Here is a 17151-nt window from a genome sequence, read left to right as displayed (position 1 = left end):
ATATTTAACCAGATTGTAAGGATAAGGACATACCTGGCAACCAAGGTATTCAAGGCAATGGATTTTTAAGTTTCCGGATAAGATGATCGTTTCATCCCGCCAGCTGGGCCCGAACCGGGGTACATATCAATTATCAGAAGTATTTGCTCAATAATTCATCTTCTGCCAATACATCAGTATTTAAGTTTGGCGCCGGGCATTTTTACCAAAGTTTACCGGTTAGTTTTCATACTTCATTTTGATTGGAAACCATTAGTAAAAATATGGGGAAGTTCAATAGTTATGTATTCCGGTGCAGCGGGCCGAACTATTGAAGTTTTCCTATCCCGATTTTTAAACGATTAAAAACTAAAAACTGCCGTGATGAAATTAACATTTCCACCTTGTGGCAAATTGCTCAGACAAACTGTAGGAATGGGTACCCTCTCTATGGTTTTACTTACAATGGTAGCAGAACCATCCTATGCCCTCAACAATCACTTCGAAAACTTTCCAGGGATCTCCAACGCAGATTTACCGGTTACAGGCCTGGTTAAAAATGCTTCCGGCAGTGTATTGGCGGGGGCAAACGTTCTACTAAAAGGCACCAAAGTAGGGACCGTTACCGACGAAAAGGGATATTTTAAATTAACTATTCCTGATAAGAATGCTGTAAACCCGGTTCTGATCATCTCAATTATCGGGTTTAAAGAAATAGAAGTACCCGTTAACGGGAAAACGGCCCTAAACATTACAATGACCGAAGAATCCAAAGGGCTGAATGAAGTGGTGGTTATTGGATACGGCACTGTCAAGAAAAAGGACCTTACCGGTTCTGTAGCCTCTGTAAAAGGAGAGGAACTTGCCAATGTGCCGTCACAAAATGTAATGGAATCCATACAAGGAAAAATTCCCGGCGCTGATATTACCAGGTCCAGTGGGCAAACAGGGTCAGGTATAAACGTTACCCTACGTGGAAACAGATCCATGGTTGGAAGCAATAGTCCTTTGTTTGTCGTGGACGGGGCTATCTTTTATGGAAATATAGGAGACATCAACCCTAATGATGTTCAGTCTATCGATGTATTAAAAGACGCGTCTTCTACTGCAATTTACGGTTCAAGAGGTGCAAATGGCGTTATTTTAATAACTACCAAGCGCGGCGTTCCTGGAAAAGCGCAGGTTGGACTAAATGCTTATGCCGGCTCTTCCAAGGCGGCGCGCTACTATAACGTGGCAACAGGTCCGGAATATGTCGCATGGAAAAGAGAGGCCAACCGGGCCACGGGCAAGTGGAACAGTCCGGCCGACGACTCAAAGATTTTTGGTGTAGCGGAAATAGAAGATATTGCATCCGGTACATGGACAAATTACCGACCCCTGTTATTACATAACGGTCTCCAGCAGGACTATCAGGTGAGTGTCACTTCAGGTACCGATAAAACTAAAATTTATTTTTCCGGTGATTACTACCAGGAAAACGGTATTCTTAAATTAGACAATTTAAAGCGTTATTCAGGTCGTTTGAATATTGATCAAACGATCAGTAAAGTTTTTAAAGCCGGAATGCAGGCGCAAATTGTCTATTATAACCAGGGGATAAGGGTAGATCCCCTAAATGCTGCCAACAAGATCAACCCCTTGGGAAGTGCTTTTGACAGTGCAGGAAATTTTGTGTTACAGCCCGTTCCCGGCGGAGCCTTTAATCCCTTAACCGATGAACAACCGGATACCTACGCCGGCAATAGCCGTAGTAACAGGTCCTTTGGGTCCATTTATGCAGAACTTACCCCACTTGCCGGTTTAAGCATTCGTTCCAGCTTTACTGCCAACCTTTCTCAATCCAGAACGGGTTATTATTATGGGGTTAACTCTATTACCAGGGGAGGCTCAGCGGCCAGGTCACAATACAATACTTCCAATTCGGCAGATATTCTTTGGGAAAATGTGATCAGGTATGATAAAAAAATCAATGACCACGCCATTACGCTGACAGGAATTACAAGTTACCAGGATCGGACAACAGATGCAGGAGCCGAGCAAGGCGATGGACAATTGTTGCCCTCGCAAATTTATTATGGGCTGAGTTCGGCCACATCAGGTATGATTGCTTCAACCAGTTATTCACGCCAAGACATTGTTTCGGGCGCTGCGAGGATTAACTACTCTTACAAAAGCAAATATTTATTGACTGTTACGGCACGTGCTGATGGATCTTCAAAATTGGCAGAAGGTAATAAATGGACATTTTTCCCTTCGGTCGCTGCAGCGTGGAGATTAAGCGAGGAATCATTTTTAAAAAACAGCACGACGACTAATGATCTAAAATTACGTGTGAGCTATGGTGTTGCAGGTAATGATCCTTACAATCCTTACGTGACACAGAGTTTGCTCACACGACAGCCTTATTCATTTGACGAGACCCTTGCCCCGGGATATACATTTAGCCCGCAAATCGGCAATCCCGATTTGCGTTGGGAAACTTCCACGACCCTGGATATAGGTCTTGATTTCGGATTTTTTAACAACCGCATCAATGGAGCAATTGATTATTACAATACCCGAACCAGCAATTTGCTGTTGCCGAGACAACTTCCACCTACAACCGGTGTAACCTCAACAGTTCAAAATATTGGCCGGACCAATAATAGCGGGGTTGAATTGATGTTGACATCAAACAATGTCATTTCAAAAGACTGGTCATGGACAACATCCATTACGTTTACAAAAAATGTTGAACGGATCAAACAATTGGTAACTGATGGAGTGAATGATATTGCATCGGGATATTTCGTAGGTTATCCCACTTCAGTATACTATGATTATGAACGTATAGGCATCTGGCAGACAAAGGATGCTGCTGAAGCTGCGAAATTCGGACAGACCCCTGGCACCATTCGTGTAAAAGACCAAAATAATGATGGAAAAATAGATAGTCAGAATGATCGCGTTGTTTTGGGCACCCCGCGTCCCAAATGGAGCGGAGGTCTTGATAATACTGTTCGTTTCAAAAATATTGATTTGAATGTGTATGTATTTGCCAGAATGGGCCAGATGATTGCGCCTGATTATTTGGGTGTAAAGACCAGCTACCAGGAGAATACAGCGCAGGCCGGACTTGATTACTGGACACCTGAAAATGCCACTGACATGTATCCTCGTCCCAATGCCAACGGCGGAATTCTTTATACTTCTACATTAAGATACACTGATGGATCATTTGTAAGAGTTCGCGATATCACGCTGGGTTATACACTTCCTCAAAAATGGGCAGGTAAAATATTCAAGAGCTTCCGGGTATATGCCAACGCTAAGAACTATATCACATTTACAAACAGCAGGATCAAAGATTATGATCCGGAAAGAGGGGGTTCTGAAAATTTTCCAATGACAAAATTATTAACTGCAGGTGTCAATATCACCTTTTAATTACTCAGCCATGAAAAAAAACTTTTTATATACGATTGCTATATGCGCAGCAGTAACGATCTTTTTTTCCTGTAAAAAAACATTGACAGAATACAATCCTGGCGGTTATACTGCGGAGTCTGTTTACTCCACGCCGGCAGGTTTTGAAACGCTGGTTAATGCCGCTTATGAATACCAGCGTTGGTGGTATGGTAAGGAAGAGGGTTATAGTCTTTCTGAAATGGGCACAGATATCTGGACAAGTGGCTCCGGAGATGTATATCCCGAACTTAACCGCTACAATAACCTACAGGCCAGTAGCGGTGCAGTTACAACCGAATGGCAACAGCTGTATGCCGCCGTGAATCTTTGTAATGCAGGCATCAATCATATAGCGGATGTCGGGTACCCCGAGTCGCAGCGTGTGATACGCGAGGCTGAACTTCGTTTCCTGAGAGCGTTTTATTATTGGCACATTGTTGAAACCTGGGGTGGGGTGCATTTTACCACGCAGGAGACACAAGGAATTGTTACGGTAGCCAATAAAACTCCTGTTGACACATTTTACAACCAGATATTTGCAGATTTGCATTGGGCCGAAGCGAATCTTCCGGTTACTACGACCGATTATGGGCGCGTAACCAAACCTGCAGCAAAAGCATTCCTGAGCCGGATGTATCTTACCCGAAACATGAACCGCGAAGCTTTAGATGAGGCAAACGACGTAATAAAGAATTATGGATTTGCTTTGCAGGGCAATTATGCTGATTTGTGGAAGATGAGTAATATGAAAAATAAAGAGGTTGTATATGCCGTGAATTATTCTGCCAACTTAAGTTTAAATGATCTCAAAGATCCAATTCTGTTTCCCTTAGGGCATGGCAGAGGCGGTAATAACGGACACCTGGTGTTCCTCATGAAATATGATGATCAGCCTGGCATGACAAGAGATATTTTGAATGGCCGGCCATTTGTAAGATACGCCCCGACAAGATATTTGGCAGATCTTTTCAATGAAGATAATGATGCAAGATTTCTAGGGACCTTTCAAACGGTTTGGTACTCCAACAGCACCAGCCGGCCGGCAGGTATGAACCTTGGTGATACAGCCATTTTTGTTTCAAAGAATAATGTGCCCGCTACGACAAAACCGTACAGAATTTATGATAGAAGCAAGACCTACAAGGCCGATGGGTCAATGGCAGACAATGCACACTATTTAACGCTTCTGAAATTCCAGGATCCTACAAGGCCAAGTTCCAACGAACAACAAAGTGCCCGGGATGTATTTGTGATCCGGCTTGCAGAGTTATATTTAAATGCTGCGGAGGCTTCTTTCAAACTTGGTTTGATGGATTCGGCAGTTTATTATGTAAACATCATTCGGGCAAGAGCTGCAAAACCTGGCAAAGCTGATGCCATGAAAATATCGGCGACGGACATCAACCTGGATTTTATTCTTGACGAGCGTGCACGTGAATTTGCCGGTGAACAAATTCGCTGGTTTGATTTAAAACGCACGGGCAAACTTATTGATCGTATAAAGGCATATAATCCTGATGCCGCTTCAAATATCCAGGATTATCATGTGGTTAGACCGATTCCACAAACGCAAATTGACGCAGTGACCAACAGAGATGCGTTTAAGCAGAATGATGGTTACCAATAGATGGCTAACTGTATTTTACGATACTGTTTGAAAAAAAATTTCGGTCTAAGTATACAACCGATGATGCCGGGCCAGTTCGAATATGTTCGAACTGGCCCTATTGTCTGTTGTCGAAGTGGGTTAATGCGTGTTTATGGAAGTCTTAATTTTTATATCTTTACCACTATTGCTTTTTGATTGCTTTACGATTGATGTGCGTTATGAATAAAACCATCTACCGCTTATACCTAACTTCCTTATGCTGTTTGTTGGGGCACTTTGTTTCCATTGCCCAACTAAATTGTAAAATTGAGCATTACTCCACTGAAGACGGCCTCTCACATGATATTGTATCATCCATGTTTATGGACAGAGAAGGTTTTATGTGGTTCGGTACGTGGAACGGGATCAACCGTTTTGACGGGCACAAGTTTGTGACCTTTAAATCATCGCCCGGTGATCAATCTTCCTTGAAAAATGACAGGATTGATCAAATTACAGAAGATGATTTTAACCATCTGTGGTTGAAATCTTATGACGGACAAATTTACCGATTTGATAAAAGAACCCAGCAATTCAAAGCACTATCTGCTATTACTAATTTACCAAAAGGACAACACGTTTATTATTCAAGAATATTGGCCATTGATCAACAAAAAATGTGGGTGGGTACCGAACACAATGGGTTGATTATGGTTACAAATATTAGCAAAGATTCTTCGCAATCAATCGGCTACAATTCTCAAGCCGCTCCAGCTAACCGTTTGCCGGCAAATGAAATTAATTTTTTCAAGATAGACACAACAGGTGCACTATGGGTAGCAACGCCAAAAGGGCTAACCAGGTTTATAAAAAACAACAGTGGCATTTTTGAGAAATCCAATTCAATAGCAAATGAAATCTCTGCGAATATTATTAGCGTAGCTGAGCATGGCGGGTCCATCTGTTTTGGTGCTGCTACAGGTGAAATATTTTTGTATGACCAGTCGAGTAAGCAAATAAATACAATTCGGGTACAGGGTTGCGTTAATTCGCTTCTGATCAATCACAGCAATACTTTTATGTATGCGAGTACCAGTTCGGGGAAGTTATTTCAAATGGATATGGCAACCCAAAAAATCAATAGTTATTCAGCGGCGGGACAATCCTCTCTGGCGGATTTATTTGAAGACAGGATGGGCAATTTATGGATCAAACCTGTGTTGGATGGTGTTCTGAAATTCAATACAAGCAATCATCAGTTCAAGTTATTTACCCATAAAAATAATGGCAATGAAATCTATCACCTGGATCATTTCCGGGTATTTGAAGATAACCAGGGAACCGTTTGGATAAATATGTTGCGTGGAGGGTTTGGTTATTATGATCCTGTTACAGACCAGGTAGAATATTTTTATGATGAACCTAACGGTCATGACAGGAGATTTTCCAATATTGTCAGTTCTGTTTTTTATGATCCCAACGGAATACTTTGGCTTCGTACAGATGAACGTGGAATAGAAAAGATAACTTTTCAGCGCAACGATTTTAAACAACATCTGCTTATAAATCCGGGAGTATTTCAAACTGACAACGAGCTCAGGGCAATGCTACAGGATAGAAAGGGCAGGCTATGGATTGGTGCAAAAAGTGGCAAATTGTATTTGTACCAAAACGACAAAGAAATTAAGCTTCAATTTCAAAATTTACCGGTTAAAGGAATTGGTGTGGTCTACACAATCATGCAGGATAGATCAGGTGCGATGTGGTTGGGAACTAAAACAAATGGACTATACAAAGCGATTCCAATAAATGCAGAAGAAACAATTTTCAAATTAATTCACTTTGACAATGATCTTAAAAATGCACTTGTAATAAATGGTAATGAAATCTATTCATTGCTGGAAGATAATACAGGTAGAGTTTGGGTGGGGACATTTGATAACGGGCTAACGGTAATAAAAAACAGCAATGATCCTAAAGAATTAAAACTTGATACAAACGCTTTAGCAGGTTACCCTTCATCCCGGTTCAGAAAGGTACGTCACATGGCATTTGATAAAGATGGAAATGTTTGGGTTGGCACCACAGATGGACTCTTGGTCATAAATGGAAAAAATACTACACGTTGTAGTTTTAGAACCTACCAAAAAATACCTGGTGACCATTCAAGTCTGAGCAATAATAATATTCAATTCATTTATAGAGATTCCAAAAATGAAATGTGGTTGGCTACGTCGAATGGCTTGTCAAAAGCTGGAGGCATACACCCGGATATTGATCTGAAATTTGATGTTTATACAATGGCCAATGGATTGTTAAATGATTATCTTGTAAGCTGTGTGGAGGACGGGCAGGGTAATATCTGGTTCGCCACACAGGCGGGCCTGGCAAAACTGGATTCAACAAGAAAGATTTTCCGGGTTTATAATTCATTTGCAGGAGTGCCTAAGTACGCATTTTCTGAAGGCTCTGCTACCAGGTTAAATGATGGTAAGATAGCATTTGGAACATTGAAGGGATACCTGACATTTGATCCGAAAAAGATCCTGGATCACCCAATTAATGGTGGCATTGCCTTTACCAATCTGCAAATCAATAACCGCGATATAACACCGGCTGAACATAATTCTTTGTTGTCGTACGCTGTAAATTATACAGATGCAATTACGTTAAAATACAATCAAAATATCATCAGTGTTGATTTTGCAGTGCCAGATTTTAGATGGGGAAGCAGGCCCGCATTTGCATACCGTTTGAAAGGATTTGACAATGACTGGCAAATCAACAATTCAGATAATCGTGCCACATACACCAATATTCCACCGGGAAATTATGTGTTCGAGGTGAAATGTCTGAGTAAGGGGTTATACCATGATATTGCCCCTAAGAGTATGAAGATCGGTATTCTTCCACCACCCTGGAAAACCTGGTGGGCCTATTTGATCTATTCAATTGTTGCTTTCTGGGGTATAATGATGATAAGAAGAATTGGACTAACAATGCTGCGTCTTCGGCAAAAGATCGCATTGGAGAAAAAGCTTTCTGAAATCAAATTGAATTTTTTCACAAATGTGTCTCATGAATTAAGAACGCCTTTGACCCTAATTGTAAATCCCATTGATGAGGTGCTTAAAAGCGAAAATCTTTCGCACAGAGGACAACAGTACATGGAAGTGGTACAGAAAAATGCAGAAAGAATGAGCCGCTTTGTCGATCAGTTATTAATGATGCGTAAGCTGGACAGCGGCAATGTAAAACTAACCTGCTCCCAAATTGATCTCGTGGCATTTATTAAAGACATCACTACTTATTTTAGTGAAGTGGCCAATGAAAAGCAAATCACATTACGCTTTCATAGTGATTTTGATCGAAAAGACGCTGTCATTGATTTAGATAAATTTGAAACTGTCATTTATAATTTACTTGCCAACGCTTTCAAATTTACAGCTGATAGAAAGGTTATTAATGTCAGGATTTTAAGAACAGAAAAACCAGAGGAAGTATTGATAGAAGTTTCAGATCAGGGAGCCGGTGTGCCAAAAGAAAAAATAGATAAAATTTTTGACCTCTTTTATGAGTATGAAGGTGCAGGGCACCAAAATAAGAATGGACTGGGAATCGGACTGGCACTAAGCAAGCAACTGGTTGAATTACATAACGGCACTATACACGCAAAAAATAATACGAATGGCGGTCTAACGGTAAAGATTATGTTGCCAATCGTAGATCATGCGCGATTGCATCAAGAAAAGGATTTGACTATAACGGTAGCTGGTCCGGACGTGTCTGCTGATTTTGAGAATAGTAAAACAGGTCAATTCACGGATGGAGACAGACCTGCCGCATTCGAATCCACGACCCAGATATTATTGGTAGAAGACAACGCGGACCTGCAGTTTTTTCTCAAAAGCCAGTTAGCAGATTATTTTAAAGTAGAGGTGGCAAAAAATGGTCTTGAAGGTTTGCAAAAAGCAAAACTATTATTACCTGATTTGATACTGAGCGATATCATGATGCCGGAAATGGATGGATTGGAAATGCTTTCTCTTTTGAAGAAAGATTCCTTAACGAGCCATATTCCTGTAATATTATTAACGGCGAAGAGTGCGGTTGAAAGTCAGATTGAAGGCCTGAATACGGGAGCTGATTACTATATCACAAAACCGTTCAGTCATGATTTTCTGATTGCAGCCATTCAAAATCAAATCAAAAAGCAGCAGCGCGTATTGCAATCCCTTTTGGAAAACAGGAAGGTGGTGCAGATTGGACCTGAAGATGTGGCCATACTGCCGTTGGATGAACAATTTCTGAAAAAGGTCGCAAGTATCGTTGAAGATAAAATGATTGAGTCGGATTTCGATATTGACACGGTAGCGGAAACACTTGCAATGAGCAGAAGTTCCTTTTATAAAAAATTCAAATCGCTTACCGGAATTGCTCCGGTAGAATTTGTCAGGGAAATGCGTTTGAAAAAATCACTGTATTATTTCGATGCCGGTTATACGAACATTTCGGAGGTTGCTTATATGGTTGGATTTAACGATCCGAAATATTTTGGATATTGTTTCAAAATTAAATTTGAGATGACACCCAAAAACTACATGAAGCAAATCAAGGAAACGACGGCGAATAAGTAGAATCTGGGCCTCTCAGATTTTATTTATCGATTTTTCGACCTAAATGCATAATAATTCAACATTTGTAGAGGGCAAAAACAATAGGTTTGTCACCCTATAAATGCCAGAGCCATCACCGGGCCTACTCATATATCTGAGATTGGGCGTTAGGTAAAGGTGGCTTGCCTGTGCGTATTGTTATCAAGAAAGAAAATCGATTAGTCTGTATGTTTAAGAAAATTGTTTCCGCATCATCTCTGTTTTTATTTTTTAGCTTATCCTTATTTTCACAAATACTTCCTTATCAAAATCCGAAACTAACAGCGGAGGAAAGAGCAAAAGATTTACTTGGAAGATTGACGCTTCGTGAAAAGATCAGCCAGACAATGAACAATTCACCAGCTATTGAAAGGTTAGGTATTCCGGCTACGGATTGGTGGAACGAAGCGCTTCACGGTGTCGCAAGAGCTGGTAAGGCAACGGTATTTCCACAAACAATCGGGCTTGCAGCCACCTTTGATGTAGACGCGGTTTTTAATACGTACAATATGATTTCCGATGAGGCACGTGCCAAGCATCACGAATTCAAACGCAACAATTTGTTCAAACGATACCAGGGACTGACGTTTTGGACTCCCAATATCAATATTTTGAGAGATCCCCGTTGGGGCAGGGGCATGGAGACCTATGGGGAAGATCCATTTTTAACTGCATCCATGGGGGTTGCGGTCGTGAGGGGCCTGCAAGGTGATGGATCGCAACCTTATGATAAAACACACGCATGCGCCAAGCACTATGCAGTACATAGCGGTCCGGAATGGAGCAGGCATAGTTTTGATGCAAAAAACATTTCACAACGGGATTTATGGGAAACCTATCTTCCGGCATTTAAGGCATTGGTAACACAAGCAGGGGTAAAAGAAGTAATGTGTGCCTATAACAGGTTTGAAGGAGAGCCTTGTTGTTCCAGCAAACAGTTGCTCGTAGACATTCTCAGAAATAAATGGGGATACGATGATCTCATTGTATCGGACTGCGGCGCTATCAGGGATTTTTATGGCAAAGGGAAACATGAAACCCACTCCAGCGCTGAAGCTGCTTCTGCGGACGCTGTTTTATCAGGCACCGATCTGGCATGTGATGGTTCTTACGCCTACCTGGAAAGCGCGGTGAGCCAGGGTTTAATCAGCGAAGCAGATATCGATAAATCGGTGCTTCGTTTACTGCGTGCACGAATTCAGTTGGGCATGTTCGATGATGATAGCCTTGTTTCCTGGTCACATATTCCATATTCAGTGGTAGAGTCGCAGGAGCATGTTTCACAGGCATTGGAAATGGCTCGTAAGAGTATTGTGTTACTTAGAAATCAAAACAATATTCTGCCCTTAAACAGAAATTTAAAAAAGCTGGCAGTAATTGGTCCGAATGCTATGGATTCAGTCATGCTGTGGGCAAATTACAACGGTATTCCGTCACATTCCGTTACTATCCTGGATGGAATAAAATCAAAACTGTCGCCCGATAGGATCATATTTGAACAAGGTTGCGGCCTTGTTGATAAAACTTATTTTGTAAACGTTATCAATAATTGCCAATTTGAAGGGGTACCTGGTTTCAAGGCTAGTTTTTGGAACACCAGAGATTTTTCGGGTGGTGTCGTTGCCACCGATCAAATAAATAAGCCCTTGAATTATGATGGTGGTGGCAATACAGTTTTCGCACCTGGTGTCAACCTAACGGAATTTTCAGCAAGATTTGAAACGGTATTTACTGCACCCCAATCAACAGAGGTGTTACTAAGTGTGTCTGCCGATGATGGGTATCGAATTAAAATTGACGACAAGGAAGTTCTTGCCAGTTGGAATGTTGGCAAACAAAGTAGAAAGACTTATAAGTTACAAACTGAAAAAGGACGCGCATATAAAATTATGCTGGAGTACTTTCAAAGTGATGGCAATGCGACATTAAATTTTAACATCGGTTATAATAAACAAATAGAGAACGAGGCGATTGTAGAAAAAATAAAGGATGCAGAGGCAATTGTTTTTGTTGGCGGTATTTCCTCTGCGCTGGAAGGCGAAGAAATGGGAGTGGATCTTCCCGGATTTAAGAAAGGGGACAGAACCAGTATTGATTTACCCAAGGTGCAGGAAGATTTATTGCGCCTATTGAAGGCAACAGGAAAGCCGGTAATTCTCGTGCTTTGCAATGGTAATACGATGGCGCTTCCGTGGCAGAGTAAAAACCTGGATGGCATTGTTGAGGCGTGGTATCCTGGTCAGCAGGGTGGAAGAGCAGTGGCAGATGTTTTATTTGGGGATTATAATCCGGGTGCAAGATTGCCTGTGACATTTTATGCTTCGGTTAATGATCTTCCGGACTTTGAGGATTACAGCATGACAAAGGGCAGGACTTACAGGTATTTTAATGGGAAACCCGTCTACCCATTTGGTTATGGCCTTAGTTATACAACATTCAAGTATGGGAAAGCGCAGTTAAGTTCAACAGCACTTCGCCTGGGAGATTCGCTAACAGTTGATATCCCTGTTACCAATATGGGTAACCGGGATGGTGATGAAGTTGTTCAATTGTATATCCGCAACCCACGGGACAAGAAAGGACCGATTAAGTCGTTACGCGGTTTTAAAAGAATAACCGTCCAAAAAGGAGAAACCGTTCAGGTAAAACTTGCTTTATCTCCCTTTGCATTTGAGTTTTTCGATCCTCAATCGCAAACAATGAAAATCATGCCGGGTGTCTATGAACTACAATACGGCACCAGTTCCGCGGCAAGTGATTTAAAAACTATAAAAGTAAAAATCGACTAGTAGTTGGAACAACCATATAATTTATGAAAAACAGATGGCCCAATAAAAGCCATCTGTTTTTGTTTAAATAAGTATCGTGTTATCAAATAGTCGACCATTTTTCCCAATTATTGATCAACTCTCCATTCATGCATTGATAATTTAGTCCATTCTTCAAAGCATTATTAATTATTAAACATTGTTTGTTGTATGAAAAAACTAAATTTAGCCATTGGCTTGGCTTACCTATGCATGCATTTTCAATTTTGTAGCAAAGGCGGTAACGCTGCCGCTCCTGTACAAAGTTCAGACCCTGTCTCTTCCATTGGATTATTATCTGTATCCAAACCTGTTATTCCATCGGAAACATTTAATGTTACCAACTACGGTGCATCTACAAGTTCTTCAAATAACACTACAGCCATTCAAAATGCGATCAATGCTGCTAATGCAGCAGGCGGTGGTACGGTTTCAATTCCGTCCGGAACATTTTTATCGGGTCCGCTTCAAATCAAAAACAACGTTAACCTTCAATTATCATCCGGTACCATTTTGAAAGCACTTGCTTATGGTACGTACCCGGGCTCCGGAGGTACTGCAGATGTCGCCCCTTTGATCAATCTTGCGGGGTCTACCAATGCCAAAATCAGTGGCCCTGGTGTTTTGGAGGGACAGGGTTCAGCGTGGTGGAGCGCCTACGCTACCACCAAGGCAAGTGGCAATGCCATTGCCCGTCCGGCGATGATCGGATTAACGAGTGCCAGTACAATTGAGATTTCTGGTATTACCATTCAAAATGCTCCAAACAGTCATATAGGCATAGGAAAAAATAATAATAGTGTGACCGTTTCGGGTGTTACCATCAATTCTCCAGAAAGTTCACCCAATACTGATGGAATTGATATCTGGTCTCCTAATGTTGATGTTTTAAATTGTAATATCAGTTGTGGAGATGATAATATCGCCATGAACAGCAACAGTGAGTACGTAAATATTTCAAACTGTACTTTTGGAACAGGCCACGGATGCTCAATAGGTAGTTATGCTTCTAACGTAAACCATATTACGGTTGATAATTGCACGTTCAATGGTACAGATAATGGCGTTCGTATCAAATCAAACCGTACACGAAGCGGTGTTGTGCAATACTTGACCTATTCTAACCTGACCATGACCAATGTGTCAAATCCATTTTTTATAGCCGAATATTACCCTGACAATACTATACCATCAACTGCTAATGGTGATGTTGCCCAAACAATTACAACAACCACACCCGTATGGAAATACATGACCTTCAAAAATATAACCGTAACCGGTGCGGATAAGGCGGGTATCATTTGGGCGGTTCCAGAAAAGGCAATGCGCGATCTAACCTTCGATAACGTGAAAATAACTGCTGCTGTAGGTATGAAAATGAATTATGCCAATAACGTAATTTTTACCAATGGCTCAAAAATAACAGCATCAAGTGGTAATGCGTTTATCAGCACATATCAGTCATCTATCACCGGAATTAATCTCACTACCGGCGTGCCCCAGTAGTCGAAAATTAGTCTGGCTCTTTGCCTGATTACAAAAATGATAGGCTGAGACAACACCCCACATTTTCTTTAAGTAAAACCAGTTTATAAAATTGAAACCGATAAATAAAAGGACAATTTTTTGAATAGGAATTTTTAAAAAATAAACATGCCATAATGAAAAACATAAGATTGTTTTTTCTATTGATAATAGTATCACTGAATTTTTCCTGTGAAAAAAGAATGACGTCAGGACTAGATACCAATGAACAAATTAGCAGTTTGGCTACTGCAACAACACTCGCCAGCAGCTTCACTCCAAACATCGTGGTAGCCAAAGATGGTAGTGGTAATTATTCTACCGTGCAGGCGGCTGTGAATGCTGCGCCAGCTAATAGCGGTACACGAACCATTATCTATATTAAAAATGGAACTTACAAAGAAGTGATAACCATCGATGCTTCCAAGAAAAATATCAGCTTTATAGGAGAAAGTGCAACAGGCGTAAAACTGACCTATGATAATTATTCGAGTAAGATCAATCCCGCTACAGGCTCAGGTTATGGCACATCAGGTTCTGCCAGTACTTTTATAAAAGGTGAAGGTTTTTATGCTTCCAATATCGTATTTGAAAACTCTTCAGGGCCGGTTGGCCAAGCACTTGCGGTAAACATAACGGCAGATAAAACCGTTTTTAATAATTGTCGGTTTCTGGGGAGGCAGGATACATGGTATGCCGGAAATTGTCGTGTATATTTAAAAAACTGTTATGTCGAAGGCACAACAGACTTTATATTTGGCGCAGCTACTGCTTTCTTTGAAGGATGCAGTTTGTATAGTTATGGCGGTTCTGCTCTAACAGCGGCTAACACTGCTGATTATGTTCCTTATGGTTTGATATTTAATAATTGCACGGTTACCGGAGCTTCTGGAATCACCACCCTTTTAGGCAGGACATGGGGTGGCTATGCAGCAACTGCTTTTATCAATTGTAATTTATCTTCCATTATTAGTGCCAGCGGTTGGAACGACTGGGGGAATGCTGCCAACGACCTCACTGCAAGGTATTGTGAGTATGGCAATACTGGTAGTGGTGCTGCCACTTCCGGCAGGGTGTCCTGGTGCAAACTACTTACGGCTTCACAGGCATCCAATTATAGTTCCTACCTGAATGTTTTAAAAACAACGTATTCCAGTAGTCCCGTAACCGATAATTGGGATCCCCTTGCGGTGATCAATGATCCCTCATCCTCCCCGGGTGCAGGCATAGTTTCTGGTGCTACTTATAAAATCACTTGTAAGCTAAGTGGTAAAGCGCTGGATGTTGTTGAAATGTCAACAGCGAATGGTGCATTAATTCAGCAATGGAATTACGCAGGGGGGGCCAATCAGAAATTTATTGTAAACGATGTCGGAGGTGGTTATTATAGCATAATCAATGTCAACAGTAATAAAGGACTCGACGTAAAGGATGCATCCACTGCCAATTATGGTGTTATTCAACAATGGAACTATTCTGGTGGTTCCAACCAGCAATGGTCCATTGTAAGTACGGGTGACGGTTATTATAAAATTCTTAATCGCAATAGCGGAAAATGCATTGATGTGAAAGACCAAAGTACAAGCAATGGAGCTGCCATACAGCAATACAACTTTGCCAATGGCGATAACCAGCTCTGGCAATTTTCAACCGTAAATTAACTGAATTACAGTTAAAAGGATCGCTTTTCTCGCATATTAGGCAAACGCTTGGTTAGGCCATCGATTGTAGCACGAGGTTGTATCGATTTTTCGATGCAGCCTCTTTTTTTGAGAATACAGTGGTCGTTCTTATCGTATCTGGAAAATTTGTGGTCCGGATCATGGAAATTGAAGAGCTGGTCAAATTTCAATAATAATTTTTTTTGTTGAGTACCCGATCGCCTTTTGCCGTTCGTTTTATTATAGTAAACATGACAATGAATGACAGATAAGGAAGAATTTTTTAAGTTACTCGATAAATATGTCGAGGGACTATGCTCAGAAGAAGAGAAAGCTTATGTTGAAAACTGGTATGCACACTTTAACGAAGACGCTTCCCGGCAGGTACTGTCAGCTGAAACATTGGCTGATGTAGAGGATAGATTAAGGAGCAGGCTCTCCCTTTCGAGAAAACAAAGTTTTCTTAATAAGCACCGTTATTTTGCGGCGGCGTCAGTACTTCTGGTTCTTATTACATTAGGCGGTATTCTTTACCGGTATCAGAATAATGATGAAAAACGACTTGTCAATCAAGCTCAGATATTACCCGGCTCCAATAAAGCAGTTTTAATTTTAGCAGACGGCAGGAGCATAGACCTTGCTGATGCACCAAAAGGCAATCTGGCTTCCCAGGGCAATACCACCGTGTCGAAAAAAAGTTTTGGGGAAATTGAATTTTCCCGGTCTGTTGAAGATGAAGCTAAAACAAATAATAATTTACAAAACACTATAAGTATCCCCAGAGGCGGGCAATGGAAATTGACTTTAAACGATGGCTCGACAGTATGGTTGAATTCAGCTACCAAACTACATTTTCCAACAAATTTTAACGGAAATAAAAGAGAGGTATTCCTGGAAGGCGAAGGTTATTTCGAAGTTGCAAAAGATATACATCACCCCTTTATTGTACACTCCGGTAATCAAACCCTCGAGGTGCTTGGCACAAGCTTTAACATTAATGCGTATTCGGACGAAGGCCAAATACAGACGACACTGTTAGAAGGCGCTGTAAAGATAAACGGATCGGCATTGTTAAAGCCTGGTCAGCAATCTTTATTTGATGGTAAAGATACCAGGGTGGCTAACGGCGATATTGAAGAGGCTGTGGCATGGAAAAATGGAAATTTTATTTTTAACAACACGGATTTGGGCTCCATCATGTTGCAGATTAGCCGCTGGTATGACGTGGACATAAAATTTCAGAAAGACGAGTTGAAAAAAATAACCTTCAGCGGATTCATTGCTCGCTCTGCATCCATATCAACAATTTTAAGACGGTTGTCTCTTACCAAGGAAGTAAACTTTAAAACGGAGGGCCAAACTATCCTGGTTTTGCCAGCTGGAACAGATAAATAATAATTTTTAAACCTCAACCAAATGCTAATGACAAAATAACCATCACTGACCATGAAGCTAAAAAAAGACCGGAGGTGCGGCAAACACCTACC

The 17151-nt window shown here is 41.1% G+C and carries 7 protein-coding genes; all 7 read left to right on the top strand.

The features are described 5' to 3' along the window. Positions 1-363: 363 nt before the first annotated feature. Complete coding sequence (locus tag KTO63_RS09055) at positions 364-3408, top strand: SusC/RagA family TonB-linked outer membrane protein (RefSeq protein ID WP_217790937.1); 3045 nt, start codon at positions 364-366, stop codon at positions 3406-3408. 10 nt (positions 3409-3418) lie between these two features. Next, on the top strand, positions 3419-5056 hold the full coding sequence (locus KTO63_RS09050; RefSeq protein WP_217790936.1) for a RagB/SusD family nutrient uptake outer membrane protein: 1638 nt from the start codon (positions 3419-3421) through the stop codon (positions 5054-5056). A 191-nt stretch (positions 5057-5247) separates the two neighbouring features. Beyond that, positions 5248-9654, top strand: coding sequence for a hybrid sensor histidine kinase/response regulator transcription factor (locus KTO63_RS09045; RefSeq protein ID WP_317195754.1), 4407 nt, complete (start codon positions 5248-5250; stop codon positions 9652-9654). A gap of 206 nt (positions 9655-9860) precedes the next feature. Further along, on the top strand, positions 9861-12461 hold the full coding sequence (gene xyl3A / locus KTO63_RS09040) for a xylan 1,4-beta-xylosidase (protein ID WP_217790934.1): 2601 nt from the start codon (positions 9861-9863) through the stop codon (positions 12459-12461). 189 nt (positions 12462-12650) lie between these two features. Continuing rightward, positions 12651-13985 (top strand): glycoside hydrolase family 28 protein, encoded by a 1335-nt coding sequence (locus KTO63_RS09035; RefSeq protein ID WP_217790933.1) that lies wholly within the window; start codon positions 12651-12653, stop codon positions 13983-13985. Positions 13986-14140: 155 nt separating this feature from the next. Further along, positions 14141-15664: a pectinesterase family protein gene (locus KTO63_RS09030; protein WP_217790932.1), complete on the top strand. Its 1524-nt coding sequence runs from the start codon at positions 14141-14143 to the stop codon at positions 15662-15664. A 261-nt stretch (positions 15665-15925) separates the two neighbouring features. Continuing rightward, complete coding sequence (locus KTO63_RS09025; RefSeq protein WP_217790931.1) at positions 15926-17059, top strand: FecR family protein; 1134 nt, start codon at positions 15926-15928, stop codon at positions 17057-17059. The last annotated feature ends 92 nt before the right edge of the window (positions 17060-17151 follow it).

The organism is Pinibacter aurantiacus, assembly GCF_019130065.1.
Classification (GTDB): domain Bacteria; phylum Bacteroidota; class Bacteroidia; order Chitinophagales; family Chitinophagaceae; genus Pinibacter; species Pinibacter aurantiacus.
The sequence above is the reverse complement of the archived record's forward strand: the minus strand, read 5'-3'. Positions and strand labels throughout refer to the sequence as shown.